Raw genomic sequence first — 13,596 nt, forward strand, 5'->3', positions numbered from 1 at the left:
AGAGGATCATCGTCCTGATGGGGTGTCATCCATGTCCAAGGTGATGGCGATGTCCGTTTCGTGCGGCGGGGCGGCCGGTCCCGCGGAGGCGACGAGGTCGGCGTAGACCTGGCCCGTGACCGGTGTCTGGGCTGTGGGTGGTCCAGTGCCGGGTCAGGCTGTCGCCGGAGTGGGGAACGGTTCGCTCCAGGACCTGGACGGCGGCGATGCGGCCGGTGCGGGCGATGCTCGCCAGGGTCCGTCCCCACCTGGCGACGTTGCTGTTCTGGGTGGCGGGGTCGAGCAGCGCGAAGGCGAGGCCGGTGACTGCCCGTCTCCTCACGGACCTCGCGGGCAGCTCCGTGCCGATCGGATTCGTGTTCCTCAAGGAGGCCTGCGGGGATCTGGAACAACCGGGGAACGGTCGGGTGGCGGCGTCGGCCCATGCGTAACTGTCCGTCGCGGCGGACGAGTGCGTGGACGTCGGCGTAGTGGGCGGCCTATGTCGCACCGGATCGGGCGGCCTTCTCGGGCACGGGGGGTCTATTCATCGCTGTGGTCGATGTCGCCAGGTGCCTGAGGCTCACGTACCGGGGGTATCACCCTGAGACAGCCGTGTACTGATCCTCTTGTCGAGTTCCGTCATGGTGCGGTGGAAGACGCATTCGAGGTCCACGTCGTAGCGGTGCGCCAGGATGAGTACCGACCACAGGCAGTCGGCGAGTTCGTGTTCCAGCGCAGGCCGACCGCCCGGGTGCTCTCTCGCACCCTCCTCCGCCATGACGAGTTTGGCCAGGTCACCGACGTCGCCCATGAAGCCGAGCACGAATTCGGTACGTGTCCAGACTCGGCCGCGCTCACGACGGTTCAGCTCGTCGTAGCGGTCATGGATGCGGATCGCCCGCCGCTTCAATTCGTCGAATTCCACGGAGTCCGTCCCTTCGGGGTGAGTGCGCTGAGGAGCGTTGCCCGTTTGCCGGTCCTTGCGTGACGAGGAGTCCTGGAGGCCGGCTCGTCGTGCCGATACCAGCGGGAGGCATGTGACGACGGGGAAAGGAGCGCCGGACCAGGTTGCGGGTTCAGGTCGAGAAGTATTGGCCCAGGACCTGTTGCAGGTAGTCCGCGCCCGAGCCGAGGCAGGCGGCCTGTTCGGCCGAGGGCACGAACGAGATCTTGTCGAGCTCGGGTACGTCTCCACGTTTCGTCTCCCACGCGGTGAGATCCGCGTGCCGACGGCGCACAAGTTCGCTGGGCACGGGCGGCCCGAGGAAATGGAAGCCGAGGCTGCCGAATCGACTTCCTCGGGTGAGGCCCCACTGCCGCAGCTCCTCGGCGGCGACGCTTATGCCGAGCTCCTCGACGAGTTCGCGGGCGGCATCGCGACGGAGTGACGCCATGTCCATGGGGTGGCCGGCCGCAGGGGGTTCCGCCGAGCCGCCGGGGAGACTCCAGTGGCCGGGCGCCGCGGTAGTGGAGGAGCCACGTCCGACCGCGAGTCCGGCCTCCGTCGGCAACAGGACGGTGACGAAGACGGACCCGGGGACTTCCTCGGCCGGCCGCAGTTTCCGCAGGGCTCGATGCCGGTACGTCATCCTTGCCCATCGCACCACCGATGGACCGGGCCCGGGCGGCTCGATGCCCAGACTCATGACGAGCGGGCCGTCGAAGGCGGTGGGGTTGTGGGCCTTCGTCTCCACCCAGAGACGGTCGACTTCGTCTCGCTCTTGTGGTGACAGGGCGGGTGGAGGGTGCTCGACGAAGTCGATCTGTTCCGCGTCGAGGAACTCGACAGGGAGATGCCTGGGCTGCATCGGAGGTCCTTCCCATCCGTCGGGGCGCTCGGATCGATCGAACATGGCGAGTGCGGCCCCGTCGGGCGCATCGATGACGAAACAGGGGCCTTCGAGGGATCGGCGAAACCCGCCTCGCACGCCCTCACCCATGCGCCGTCCGGTGTGGGCCGCGTGGTGTCGAGCATGATGCGGCGCAGCCGGGTGGGCTCGGCCGCGTCATGGCGGTCGGCACGGCGGACGTCCAAGGTGGTTCTCCTCCCGTACGAATCGGGTTGACGACGGGGCGGTGGGTCGACCGTTTGCGTCCTGGCGTCGGCCTACGGGGTGGTGCGGGCACGGATGACGTCGTAGAGGTGGGTGCCGTGTGCCCATCTCTTCAGGTCCTCGTGGCCGATGGTGATCAGACGGTGGCGGGAGGCGAAGTCGAGGGCGGGCTGTGTGAAGCCGTTGAGGCCGATGATGACGGCGTGATCGGCACCGTGCTCCGGGCGGGCGGTACCGTTGAACTGTTGCATGGCCGGTGAGTTCACCGGCCTGTTGAGCTGCTTGCACTGGACCACGATGGTGAGGCCATCGGCGTCGGTGGCAATGACATCGGCGCCGAGGTCGCCTGATCCGCCGACTCGCCGGGCATGGAGGAAGCCGTCCCGGGAGAGGAGTTCGGCGCAGGCGTGCTCGAACCCGGTCGGGCTCATGGCCTCGAGCTGCTTCATCCGATAGGTGAGAAGGGCCGGCTCCGGCTCGACCGATGTCGCGTCCACACCGGCGACGACAGGTGTGGCGAGAAGGTCGAGGGCAGTGTCGGCGAGCCGAGCGAGGAGGAACAGGACAGCGAGGAAGCCGATCACGATGAGCACGGTCCACCAAGGGTGTGCGGCGACCGCGCCCCACAGGTCCACGGTGATCCATCTGATGACGGTTCCGGTCATCCACTCCCAGAGCATCTTCCCGGCGCCCAGGGCCAGTACGGCGTACAGCAGGAACTTCAGAAACGGGTCGAGGGAGCCGTCTTCATCGAACACCGTCCGTCCTCCCCTCGGGAGCGGTCCGTTCGTACGGCATGGCGAACCGGGGCCGGCGAGCGCCGGGGAGCCGTCGGCGGGTGAGGGCGGGAAGCTGCAGGATCTGGTGGAGCGGGACACCCAGCTCGGCCCATGAGCGCAGCCGTTCACGGTCGGTCCAGCCCACGGCGTGCCGCTCTCCCCACTCCCTGGCGTCGCGGGTGAAACCGCCGTTCGTCACGACCGTCGCCGCATTCGCGCGGTGGGCGGGGCCTGCTGTCCCCTTCACCTGGTACATCACCTGAGAGCCGACCTTCGCGCCGACCTTGGTGTGCTTGGCCTGGACGACGAGGCGCCCGTACGCCGGGTGGTCGGCGATGACGTCGGCGGCCTGATCGCCCTGCTGCCCGACTTGCCGGGCCGACCAGCCGTCCCGGATCAGCAGGTCCCGCAGCGCGAACTCGAACTGGCGGTCGTCCATCGCGTCGAGCTCCGCCAGGCTGAACCGCAGAACCGACGCACGCCGTGCTTGCACCGCGTGCTCGTGGGCAGCCGCTAGAGCCCGCCAGACGCCGAGCGTGAGTCCCAGAAGGGTGAGCACAGTCACGATGGGCCACCACCGCACCAGCGCCTCGCCCACCCATACGAGCAACCGCACCACCAAGGAGGCCACCGCTGCGGCGACCAGGGCCGCCGCTCCGTACTCGACCGCGCCGCGCGGCCGACGGATCGCTAACCGCCGCCGCATCAGCGGCCCGCCGACGGCGTCGCCGTCACCCCGGGCGCGGGGGGCTGTGCCGGCGCCGCCCCCTCGAATCCGAAGAACTGCGCCCACAGCACCACCACGGCGGCGATGCCGCCGATCAGCCACGGGCTCATCTTCTTCACAGGCCGACGGGTCGGATTCCGGCGGATGTGGCCCCGCACCCGGTGATAGCCCTCAGGCGTCATGCACTGTCCCCTCCCGAAATGGGGGCCGCACCGACGCGAACCCTCCTGACATGGATGTAGCAGCGGCCACCGACACTGACTCGGGAGAACCGCACCGCGATCACTCCAAACCGGCCACCTTCGTCAACGACCTCCCGTTAGCGGTCGAACACGAGGTGAACGGCCAGGTGGCCATGGAGAACCGATCGCCGTTCCGGCCGAGTCCGCACCGCCCGGGCACCACCCGGCAACCGGAGAAGCCCCTGGTCTCAGCACTCTGCCCGTGGAGCGAAGTTGGCGAGAAAGACAGGGGGCACGCTCCCCGCGTACGCGCGTGTGCGCCCCCACGCGCCGCCAGCCGGACGCAGCACCGGGCAGGTCGTCACGTTCAGGTCGGGGCAGCACGGTGGGGGTGAGTGCTACGTGTGTCCCGACTCCGGGGCGAGGGTGAAGTCTGCCCGGGTTCTGCCTCATTGCGGAACGAATGATTGACGGGCTCGATGCCGCGGCGATCGGTGAGGCTGAAACCGGTCACGGCGATCAGGTTCTCTGCGTCTGCCACGGAGATGAGATGCGTGTCGCACCGGTCACAGAACCCCCGCTGAAGGGTGGGGTAGGTCGCGTACCACGCCGGCTCGCCGCCGGGAGCCGGAGTACGCAGCCCTGCAGCAGGTAGCCAAGGCGAAGGGGGACATCAGCGCCGCACCGCAGCTGACCAGGAACCCGCGTTTCACCAACAACCCAGGCATCGTCGAGAAAGCCCTGGCCATCTACAACGGGACGTATCCGTGACATACAACCTCCTTACCGTCGGCGCCGTCAGCCCCGAGACCATGGGTGTCGCACTTGCCGGAAGCCTTGGTATCGCGGTCGGTGATGTGGAGGTGGCCGATCCCGACGGCGACCCCGACCTCCGGAACTGGGATGCGCCCGTCTCGTGCGAATACCGCGCAGTCCACGGTGACATCACGTGGTCGCTGGACATCTACGTCCAGGATGAAGCGGCTGATCAGCCGCTCGAGTCCGAGCTCGCAGCGGCGTTTGCGAAGGCGGCCACGACGATAGTCCTGTACCCCGCAGCCGAAGCACCTCCGAGCGCCTATTGGGCCGTGACGCCGGACGGCCTTCTCACGCGTGCCCGGCTCGAACTCTCCGACGACGAGCCTCCTCTCTACGAGGTCACCGCCGTCGAGGCGCCGGTGCCGCAGCTGCCCCGGGCGATCGTGACGAGGTTTGCCGAGATCGTGCGGGAACAGAAGCCGGACACTCCTGTGGCCGAGGCCTTTGCAGCATCGGTGGAGCAGGTGCGGGAAGCAGCCTCGGGCCTGGCGCGGCTTGCCTGGGACGACGATACGGGCAGCCCCATCTGGTCGGCCAAGGGCAACCTGGTCGTATGGGAGCGGGTCATCAGGCAGCTGGAATCCGGGTGGGCGCCATCGGGGTGGTATCCGGCCGACCTCTATCGAGAACGGCTGGAAGCCCGCGACGCGCTCGCCGGCACCGGTGCCCGACTGCCTCGCGAGGTCACCGAGCTGCTTGACAGAGCTCTGGAGGAATTGGACAGCCGGTTTGCCGCGGCGACAGCTGAAGACCCGTCGGGAAGCCTTCGCAGGGAGCTGACCGGTGGGTCTGAACAGACCTCGGTCGGCTGGTGGTGGCGTCGCCGCCCGGATCCCACACCGTGGGAGCAGGCCTGACTTCGTGCAGACCGATCCGGCCTTGCCTTTACGGCACCGGTGCAGGCCCGGTGCGCGAGAGGAATCGCGTCCGGGGCCTGCCGCTACGGATCGGGGAGCGGTCAGCGAATCTTCACGGTGGCGCAGGTGAACGTCGTGTCCTGGAGCAGCATGGGACTGACGGCGACGTCGGTCAGGTGCTCGGCCAGGGCGAACGCCGCCACGGAGGACAGATCCGTCTCCGCGTCCGCGGCGCGTTCAACAGGTATGCCAAGGCGACGGTGCTGCACCGGTGGTGGCGACGGTGAGCTGGGATCGGCACCAGGCGTCGAGGCCGGCGGGGGTGTGAAGTACGAGGTCAGGGCCAGCCGTGGACAGGTCGTCGATATCGGCGAGCGCCGAGCAGTGTGTTCCAGACACAGACCGGACAACCGACATCTGCTTGTCGCAGCCCCGCCTGGCAGACCGGGGCGAACGTGGCCTGAAGCGGTACTAGGCTCCCGCCATGCCAGCGATCTCGGATTCACCTGCACGAGCTGCGGCAGCCACCGTGGCGAGCTGCCGATGAACTACTCCGCCGCCGCCCCCTACGTCTGGGATTCGAGTTTCGCCGGCGCCCCCGACTGCCTGCTCTCCTCGGATCAGTGCGTCATCAAGGGAGAGCACTACTTCGTCAAGGGTCTGATCGAGATACCGGTCATCGGCAGCGACGAGGTCTTCTCCTGGGGTGTCTGGGCCTCCCTCAGCCGTGAGAACTTCTCCCGGGCGGCCGACCTGTGGGACACGCCCGGGCGCGAGTCGGAGAAGCCGTATTTCGGGTGGCTCACCACCGAGCTGCCGGTCTACGCCCCGAGCACCGTCAACCTGAAGGTCAACGTCCACACCCGCCCGATCGGCGAGCGGCCCCTGGTCGAGCTCGAACCCACCGACCACCCGCTCGCTGTCGAACAGCGCGCCGGCATCACCATGGACCGCGTGCGCGAAATCGCCGAAGACCTGTTGCACGGAGCCGGTGGTGAATCTGGATGACGGTCAGGGCAACACTGGCCTGGCGTTCCGTCCATGACATCCCCAGACGTCCACCTCGATGACAAGCCCAGCGTGACCATCCGCTGCCAGGCCAACTCATCCGTGGGCGTTTCGTTCTGCGACCGGTCCAGCTTCGACCAGGACTCCGTGCACTTTGCCGTCGAGCTGCGGGCCCCCGGCCTGACCGCTCAGGTCAACGAGGCGTTGTCTGATGCGGCACTAGCAGAAGCGCGGGCCCGGACGCTCATCTGACGCTCGGGCGACCTCACCGGTCACCGGTGAGGCAGGAGTAGGCCCTCTGACCTGGGCTTTCTCCGGTCCCCGCTCTCCGCGACATCTCCCGATGACCCACCACGTGGAGTGCGTGGCGATTCTGGAGCCGGTGAAGTAGGGCGCCTGGTGCGTCGTTTCGGCGGGGTGGGTGGCCGTGGGGTGCTCGGGTGGCGTCAGGAGATCGACATGCCGCCGTCGATCGACAGGACCTGGCCCGTCATGTAGTCGGCGTCCAGGAGGAGTTCGATGCCGTGGGCCACCTCTTCGGGGGTGCCCATGCGGCCGAAGGCCGTGCGGGCCAGGAGGGTGGTGTTGGTCTCGGGGGGGAGTTCCTCGGTGAGTGCGGTGGCCATCAGGCCGGGAGACAGCGCGTTGACCGTCACACCGAACCGGCCGCACTCCAGGGCCAGGCTCCGGGTCATGCCCAGTACGCCGGCCTTGGCCGCCGAGTAGGCCGTCTGGCCGCGGATGCCGAGGAGGCCGGCGGGCGAGACGACGTTGATGATGCGGCCCCAGCGGGCCCGCATCATGTCCGGGAGTGCCGCCCGGCAGGTGTGGAAGGTGCCGAGCAGGTTCACGGAGATGGTCCGGGTCCAGTCGTCGACGGACTGGGTGGCCATGAGGCCGTCCCGGCGGATCGCGCCCGCGTTGACGAGGACGCCGACGCCGCCCAGTTCGGCGCGTACCCGGTCGACCATGTCGCGGGTGGCCGTCCAGTCGGCGACGTCCGTCCGCACGAGGAGGCTCGGCCGGCTGAGTTCGGCCGCCACCCTGCGGGCCCGGTCCTCGCCGCTGGTGTAGTGCAGCGCCAGCCGGTAGCCGCGGTGGTCGAGGACCCGTGCCACGGCGGCGCCGAGCGCTCCCGAGGCGCCGGTGACGAGGGCGACGCGGCCGTCGGCGTCGGGCGCCGCCATCGGAGGTGTGCCTCCCGCCGGTGCGGTTCGGGTTCGGTCGAGAGCCATCGCACACTCCGGGAGGACGGGGGCGGGAAGAAGGTGTTCCGGCGGGGTCCGGTCCCGCGTGCTGGGGGCCGGACCCCGCCGGGTCCGGGTGGGGTGTGCCTACGGGGGTGGGGTCCACCCCGCCCGGAGTCCGCTACGCGGCGGCGGACGCCTCGTCGGCGGCTTCCGCCACGAAGCGCTCGGCGGCCGCCGCGTCGACGCCCAGGGAGGCCAGGACCCCGGCGCCGTCCTCCTCCTCCAGCAGGCCCAGGAGGATGTGGCCGGTGCTGACGCTGTCCTGTTCGAGCCGCAGGGCGATCCGGGACGACAGTTCCAGCGCCTTCTTCGCGCGGGCGTCGTACGGAATGAGGACGGGGTCGGCGTCGCTGCGCGCCGGCAGGGCGGCCACGGCCGTTCCCCGCGCCTGGTCGATGTCGATGCCCTGCGCCCGCAGGGCGCCGACCGCGGTGCCCTCGGTGCCGAGCAGGCCGAGGAGCACGTGCGCGGGGACGATCTCGGCGTTGGCCGCCGTCTTGGCCTCGTTCATGCTCGCGATGACGGCGCTGCGGGCGGTCTGGGAGAACTTCTCGAAGGCGTTCGAGGGCTTGGCGTCGGGCTTGCCGACGAAGCGCTTCTGGGCGGCCTGCCGGGTGACGCCCATGCTGCGGCCGATGTCGGTCCAGGAGGCTCCGGAACGACGGGCCTGGTCGACGAAGTGGCCGATGAGGTGGTCGGCGACCTCGCCGATGTGGTCGGCCAGCAGGATGGCGCCGCTGAGCTGGTCGAGGGCGGTGGTGTGGTTCTCGGTGATCGCCGTGATGAGCTCGTCGAGCTTGACCGGCGGAGTGATCTGCGTCATGGTGTCAACCTTAGGTTGTCAGTCGACGAGTGTCAACCCAAGGTTGTCACTTCTCCTCGGTGGGTCCCTGGCCGGCGTGGCCGCCGCGCTCCGCGGCGGCCACGCCCGTGCCGATGAGCGCGGCGGCCCCCGCCGCTACCAGGTGATCGGCATCTCGGCCGGGCCGAACGCCTGGATCGAGTGGTACTTGTACGTCAGCTCCGCCTCGGGCACGGCGAGCGCGAGCGTCGGGACCCGCTCGAAGAGCGTCGTGTAGACGATCTCGAGCAGGCTCGGCACCAGGCGGTCCGCCGGGCACTTGTGCGGTCCGTGACCGAACGCCAGGTGCCGGGCGGGCTCCTCCCGCATGATGTCGAGCTGGTGGGGATACGGGCACACCGACGGGTCGCGGTTGACGGGCAGCGTCGGCACCGCCAGGCCGTCACCGGCCTTGACCAGCGTGTCGCCGATGAGCATGTCCTCGGTGGCGAGCCGCATGGGGGTGCCGTCGTTGACCGAGAAGTACCGCAGCATCTCGTCCACGGCGATCGTCATCCGGTCCGGCTGGGCGAGCAGCGTCGGCCGCTGCTCGGGGTGGTTCAGCAGGGTGAGCACGCCCAGCGAGATCATCGTGGACACCGAGTTGTGGATGCCCTGGGCGTTCGACAGCATCAGAGGCGCGAGTTCGTACCAGTCGACCTCGCCGTGCTTCTCCTGCTCCTGCACGATCAGGCGGCTCATCATGTCGTCGCCGAGGTGCTTGGCCTTCTCCTTCAGGACCTCTTCCGCGTGCCCGTTCAGGCGGTCGGCCGCTTCCCTCTCCTCGGCCTCGGTGGTGGTGCCGAGCAGCAGCTTCCAGACGTTGTCCCGCATCGTCTGCAGCTCCGCCGCGGGGATGCCGAGGAACATCTCCTGAAGTCGCCACGCGATGGGGAACGCCAGCTCCTTCACCAGGTCGACCGGCTTCGCCGACTGCGCCAGCATGTCGTCGATCTTCTCCTCGACGGCGACCCGCAGGCGCGGCAGCAGCCGGGCGAGTCCTTCCGGGGAGAACTCGTCCATGATGGACTTCTTCTTCTTCAGGTGCTCCGGACCGTCCAGGTTGATCATGAACGGTGCGCAGTACCTCAGCTTCATCAGCGAGTTGGGCGTCAGCTTCGGAAAACGGTCGTCCGTCTTGTCCGAGCTGAACCGCGGGTCGGAGAGCACGATGCGGGCGTATTCCGGCCGCACCACCATCCAGACGAGTTTGCCCGTGGGCAGTTCGACCTGGCCGATGCCCCGTTCCCGCAGTGTCTCGTACTCGGCCGGCAGGACGCCGGGGAGCTGGCGGCGAATGGGGTGGGTCGGGAGCTTCGTCATGCTGACACCTCTGCAGCCCAGTGGTAGAAACGGGTGGCCAGTGAATTGCCCTGCGGGTCGTACGGCGGAATGACCTCCGTGAGGTCGTCGACGAGCTGGAGGAAGCGCGGATCGCCCTCCGTCCACACCTCGCTGATCGCCTCCATGCTGTTGGCCACGGCGAAGTCCTGGATGTGCAGGTAGATGCCGCGCCACAGGTAGATCTGGCGGCGCAGCGTGCCCATCTTCTGCGGGATGTCGGTCGCGTCCGACTCCGCGAACAGCCGCGACACCTCGGGGATGTGCTCCTGCCGCTGGGTGTTGACGATCACCGCGCTGTACGCCTGCTCCAGGTCGTCCAGTCGTTCGGCCGGCCACAGGTAGAAACGCTCGGCCGTCGGCCGGTCGACCGGGCCGTCCCAGTCCTCCGTCGCGGCGTGATCGCCGAAGTAGGTCGAAAGGCGTTCGTTCAGCCGCGTGCACCGGGGGTCGGTGCTGATGATCCGGTACGCCTCGTCGGCGTCGGCGACGTCCCAGTCCTGCATGTGCACATAGAGGTCGCTGTAGGCGAACACCTGACGGCGGCGCAGCTGGGGGAGTTCGGACGCGACCTCGCCGTCGAACTCCTGAAGGATCTTGGTGACGTCGGCGACGTCACCACCGTCGAATGTGCCGACAGTGACGATGCTCGGCATTTAGCGTCTCCTCACGAATGGGCGGGGTGCGTTTCGGGGGTGAGCCCAGCCTGCGCCCGCGCCTTCGACGCCGGATCGACGCCCGGTCAACGGCCGGGGCCCACCGCGGACGGCGAACTCGAAGGGTCCTCGAAGCGAGGTCGATCGAGGACGGACATCGTCGGTCGCGACGGATCCGGATGTGACGACGCTTGTGAGGTGTCTTGTTGTGTCGAGTACACAGCGGCGAGTTGACCACGCCATCACCATCGAGGCCGGCGTGGAGACGGTGTTCGACCTGATCGCGGACGTCGAGCGGTGGCCGCAGTTCCACCGGTCCGCGGTGCACGCGGAGACGGTCCACGCCAACGAGAAGGGAGAACTCGTCAGGCACTGGGAGCTGGACGGTGACGCCGCCGTCCGCACCTGGCAGACCGTGCGCCGCACGGACCGGCCGGGGCGCCGCATCACCTTCGCGTACAAGGAACCCGAGCAGCCCGCCACCGAGCTCCGCGGCGAGTGGGTCTTCACCGAAGTGACGCCGAACCGGACCCGGGTCGAGCTGACCCACCAGGTCGGCGCTCCGGCCGACGCCGATCTCGGCCCGTTGACGGAGAGGATCGAGCGGGAGAGCGAGGACTGCCTCGCCACGCTCCGCGAGACGGCCGAGCGCCGGGACGACCTGGACGAACTCGTCGTGTCCTTCACCGACCCGCTGTTCATCGCCGGTTCCGTCGAGGACGCCTACGACTACCTCTACCGGGCGGACCTGTGGGCCGAGCGCATCCCGCACGTGGTGGGGCTCGTCATGACCGAGGACGTGCCGAACGTCCAGTTCTTCGACATGGACACCAAGGGCCCGGACGGCAGCACGCACAGCGTCCGCTCGGTGCGGATCTGCCTCCCGAACCAGCTGATCGTGTACAAGCAGATCTCGCTGCCCTCGATGCTGGACGCGCACACCGGCCACTGGCGGTTCACCGAGACGCCGGAAGGCGTCATCGCCGAGGCCCGGCACACCAGCACGATCAAGCGTTCGGCGCTGTCCCAGCTGGGCGGTGCGACGACGGTCGCCGAGGCGCGCCGGTACCTGCGGCGGCTGCTGAGCGGCAACAGCATGAGCAACCTCCGTCTCGCCAAGGCGTACGCGGAGGAGCGCGCCGGCTTCTGAGCCGGCCGCACCAGCCTCCGGGAGCCCCTCGCCAGGACGCGAGGGGCGATGCACCGACCGGCCGGACCGTGTCTGCCGCACCGGCACCGACACCGCCCCGGCCGGGTCCGACGAACAGAGAACCGCCGAGTCAGGAGGAGTCATGGCCAAGGAGACGAGCGCCAGGGGCGGGGGAGTGTGGGCGGCCGCCGATCTGCTGACCCCGATGGCCGTCCGGGTGGCGGCGACGTTGCGGCTGGCCGACCACATCGCCGCGGGAGCCCGGACGGCGGAGGCGCTGGCCGAGGCCGTCGACGCCGACCGGGACGCGCTGGGGCGGCTGCTGGACCATCTGGTGACCGCGGGTGTGCTGTCGGGCACCGGGCCCGGCGCCTACGACCTGACGGCCATGGGCCGTCACCTGTGCGAGGGCGAGCCCGAGGACATGCGGGCCATACTCGACATCGAAGGCGCCCTGGGGCACGCCGAGTTGAGCCTCGTCCACCTGCTGCACACGGTGCGCACGGGTGAGGCCGCGTTCCCGCGGCAGTACGGCGTGACGTTCTGGGACGACCTGTCGTCCGACGACGGGCGCGCCGAGTCCTTCGACACGTTGATGGGCGCCAGGCTGACGGCGCACTCGCCCGCCGTGGCCGGGGCGTATCCGTGGGGAGCGCTCCGTCATGTGGTCGACGTCGGCGGTGGCGACGGCACCATGCTGATCGCCATCCTGCAGTCCCACCCTGATCTGAGGGGGACGGTCGTCGACCTGCCCGGACCGGTGCGACGCGCCGAGAAGGCCATCGCCGCGGCCGGTCTCGACCACCGGGCCGACGTCGCGGCCGGCAGTTTCTTCGACGCTCTGCCCGCCGGAGCGGACGGCTATCTGCTGTCGAGCATCCTGCACAACTGGGACGACGCGGCGGCCGCCCGCATCCTGCGCCGCTGCGCCGACGCGGCGCAGACGTCGGGACGTGTGCTCGTCGTGGACTACTTCGGCGACCGGACCGTGCAGACGGAGGGAGACCTGCGGATGCTCGGCTACTTCGGCGGCCGGCAGCACACCCTGGAGCAACTGGCAGAACTGGCGGGAACCGTCGGCCTGCGGACCACCTCTGTCACGCCGGCCGGCCGCTACTCCGTCGTCGAACTGCGCGCGGTTCGCTGACCGTTCGCGCGCCGCGCCGGCGGGGCATCCCCGTCGGCGCCGCCGGCCGGCCGGCGCGATCCGTCCTTCCCGGTGGCCGTCGGGAACCGCGCTTCGATGCCGTCCAGGATGATCGCCAGTCCGTTCGCGAACCGCTCGTCGGCCTCCCCGATCTCGGAGGCCTGGACCATCCGGCTCAGGTGCGGGAACTCACCGGTCTCCAGCAGGGACTTGAGGTACGGCTCCATCCGCAGCCGCCAGGCATGGCGGTCGAGGCCGGAACGGTTCGCGGTCGCCCGCTCCGTCAGCTCGGCCTGTACGGCGCCGCCGACCCAGGAGTGGATCAGGTTGAGCACATGGATCGTGTCGTCCATGCCCAGGCCGCAGCCGGCGAGAAGGGCGAGGTCGCGTTCCATGCCGCGCATGAAGTTGGGGCCCATGATCGGGCGGGTGGCGAGGAGCGGGGCGAGCCAGGGGTGCCGCAGGAAGATCTGCCGGCGGCGGCGTGCCAAGGTCGTCAGATCGGCACGGAGATCGCCGGTCGGCTCCTGCGGCTCGAAGCCGGTCGCCTCGTCGATCATCACCGTGTACAGGTCTTCCTTGGTCGGCAGGTAGCGGTAGAGGGTCATCGCGCCGGTGCCGAGTTGCTTGGCGATGGCGCGCACCGACGCTGCTTCGATGCCTTCGGAGTCCGCGATGTCGATCGCCACGGCGGCGATCTGCCCACGACTGTGCGTCGGCGCGGGGCCTCGCGCAGGCTTCTCCGGTCGCATCCAGATGATGGGTTTCGAGTCCGACACGACAGCCATCCTACGCGTCCGCCC

16 protein-coding genes and 2 pseudogenes are annotated in these 13,596 nt (G+C 69.2%); 5 read left to right on the plus strand and 13 right to left on the minus strand.

Features of this window, described 5'->3' with window-relative positions; all coding sequences use genetic code 11:
* Nucleotides 1-30 precede the first annotated feature (30 nt).
* The 7 genes and pseudogenes from ACN9MM_RS29275 to ACN9MM_RS29305 form a co-directional block, all read right to left on the minus strand.
* Nucleotides 31-307, minus strand: a pseudogene (locus ACN9MM_RS29275) (SCO6880 family protein); the annotation flags it as partial.
* Nucleotides 282-425 (minus strand): annotated as a pseudogene (locus ACN9MM_RS29280) (NUDIX hydrolase); the annotation flags it as partial. The pseudogenes ACN9MM_RS29275 and ACN9MM_RS29280, both read right to left, overlap by 26 nt.
* 137 nt (nt 426-562) lie before the next feature.
* Nucleotides 563-907, minus strand: coding sequence for a MazG nucleotide pyrophosphohydrolase domain-containing protein (locus ACN9MM_RS29285; protein WP_426366712.1), 345 nt, complete (start codon nt 905-907; stop codon nt 563-565).
* Between the two features lie 151 nt (nt 908-1,058).
* Nucleotides 1,059-1,922, minus strand: a complete 864-nt coding sequence (locus ACN9MM_RS29290) for an NUDIX hydrolase (protein ID WP_426366713.1) — start codon at nt 1,920-1,922, stop codon at nt 1,059-1,061.
* A gap of 167 nt (nt 1,923-2,089) precedes the next feature.
* On the minus strand, nt 2,090-2,794 hold the full coding sequence (locus ACN9MM_RS29295; protein WP_426366714.1) for a restriction endonuclease: 705 nt from the start codon (nt 2,792-2,794) through the stop codon (nt 2,090-2,092).
* Nucleotides 2,784-3,380, minus strand: a complete 597-nt coding sequence (locus ACN9MM_RS29300) for a restriction endonuclease (RefSeq protein ID WP_426366715.1) — start codon at nt 3,378-3,380, stop codon at nt 2,784-2,786. Before ACN9MM_RS29300 ends, ACN9MM_RS29295 begins: the two co-directional genes overlap by 11 nt.
* Before the next feature lie 140 nt (nt 3,381-3,520).
* The gene (locus ACN9MM_RS29305) at nt 3,521-3,652 is read right to left on the minus strand and encodes a hypothetical protein (RefSeq protein WP_426366716.1); all 132 of its coding nucleotides are present in this window, start codon (nt 3,650-3,652) and stop codon (nt 3,521-3,523) included.
* Between the two features lie 839 nt (nt 3,653-4,491).
* Between ACN9MM_RS29305 and ACN9MM_RS29310 the strand changes: the two genes are divergently transcribed.
* Entirely contained in the window at nt 4,492-5,400 is a 909-nt protein-coding gene (locus tag ACN9MM_RS29310) for a hypothetical protein (RefSeq protein ID WP_426366717.1), read from the plus strand.
* Between the two features lie 101 nt (nt 5,401-5,501).
* Here the strand turns inward: ACN9MM_RS29310 and ACN9MM_RS29315 are convergent, their stop codons facing one another.
* The gene (locus ACN9MM_RS29315; protein WP_426366718.1) at nt 5,502-5,912 is read right to left on the minus strand and encodes a DUF6461 domain-containing protein; all 411 of its coding nucleotides are present in this window, start codon (nt 5,910-5,912) and stop codon (nt 5,502-5,504) included.
* Between the two features lie 31 nt (nt 5,913-5,943).
* On the opposite strand from ACN9MM_RS29315, the gene ACN9MM_RS29320 reads away from it, so the two are divergent.
* Both ACN9MM_RS29320 and ACN9MM_RS29325 read left to right on the plus strand, forming a co-directional pair.
* Nucleotides 5,944-6,408 carry a DUF2199 domain-containing protein gene (locus tag ACN9MM_RS29320; protein WP_426366719.1) on the plus strand — a complete coding sequence of 155 codons (465 nt, stop codon included), beginning with the start codon at nt 5,944-5,946 and terminating at the stop codon, nt 6,406-6,408.
* Nucleotides 6,409-6,441: 33 nt separating this feature from the next.
* Complete coding sequence (locus ACN9MM_RS29325) at nt 6,442-6,660, plus strand: DUF6228 family protein (RefSeq protein ID WP_426366720.1); 219 nt, start codon at nt 6,442-6,444, stop codon at nt 6,658-6,660.
* 194 nt (nt 6,661-6,854) lie between these two features.
* Here the strand turns inward: ACN9MM_RS29325 and ACN9MM_RS29330 are convergent, their stop codons facing one another.
* The 4 genes from ACN9MM_RS29330 to ACN9MM_RS29345 form a co-directional block, all read right to left on the minus strand.
* Complete coding sequence (locus ACN9MM_RS29330) at nt 6,855-7,595, minus strand: SDR family oxidoreductase (RefSeq protein ID WP_426366721.1); 741 nt, start codon at nt 7,593-7,595, stop codon at nt 6,855-6,857.
* Between the two features lie 181 nt (nt 7,596-7,776).
* A complete protein-coding gene (locus ACN9MM_RS29335) occupies nt 7,777-8,481 on the minus strand; it encodes a Clp protease N-terminal domain-containing protein (RefSeq protein WP_426366722.1) in 705 nt (234 codons plus the stop codon).
* Between the two features lie 135 nt (nt 8,482-8,616).
* Nucleotides 8,617-9,822 (minus strand): cytochrome P450, encoded by a 1,206-nt coding sequence (locus ACN9MM_RS29340; RefSeq protein ID WP_426366723.1) that lies wholly within the window; start codon nt 9,820-9,822, stop codon nt 8,617-8,619.
* On the minus strand, nt 9,819-10,496 hold the full coding sequence (locus ACN9MM_RS29345) for a TcmI family type II polyketide cyclase (RefSeq protein WP_426366724.1): 678 nt from the start codon (nt 10,494-10,496) through the stop codon (nt 9,819-9,821). The genes ACN9MM_RS29340 and ACN9MM_RS29345 overlap by 4 nt, the downstream gene beginning before the upstream one ends.
* Before the next feature lie 208 nt (nt 10,497-10,704).
* On the opposite strand from ACN9MM_RS29345, the gene ACN9MM_RS29350 reads away from it, so the two are divergent.
* A complete protein-coding gene (locus ACN9MM_RS29350; RefSeq protein ID WP_426366725.1) occupies nt 10,705-11,646 on the plus strand; it encodes an aromatase/cyclase in 942 nt (313 codons plus the stop codon).
* Between the two features lie 142 nt (nt 11,647-11,788).
* The gene (locus ACN9MM_RS29355; RefSeq protein WP_426366726.1) at nt 11,789-12,793 is read left to right on the plus strand and encodes a methyltransferase; all 1,005 of its coding nucleotides are present in this window, start codon (nt 11,789-11,791) and stop codon (nt 12,791-12,793) included.
* Here the strand turns inward: ACN9MM_RS29355 and ACN9MM_RS29360 are convergent.
* A complete protein-coding gene (locus tag ACN9MM_RS29360; RefSeq protein ID WP_426366727.1) occupies nt 12,760-13,482 on the minus strand; it encodes a TetR/AcrR family transcriptional regulator in 723 nt (240 codons plus the stop codon). The two genes, ACN9MM_RS29355 and ACN9MM_RS29360, sit on opposite strands and share 34 nt — an antisense overlap.
* Nucleotides 13,483-13,596 lie beyond the last annotated feature (114 nt).

Origin of the sequence: Streptomyces sp. E-08 (assembly GCF_049913095.1) — a bacterium.
Lineage (GTDB): Bacteria > Actinomycetota > Actinomycetes > Streptomycetales > Streptomycetaceae > Streptomyces.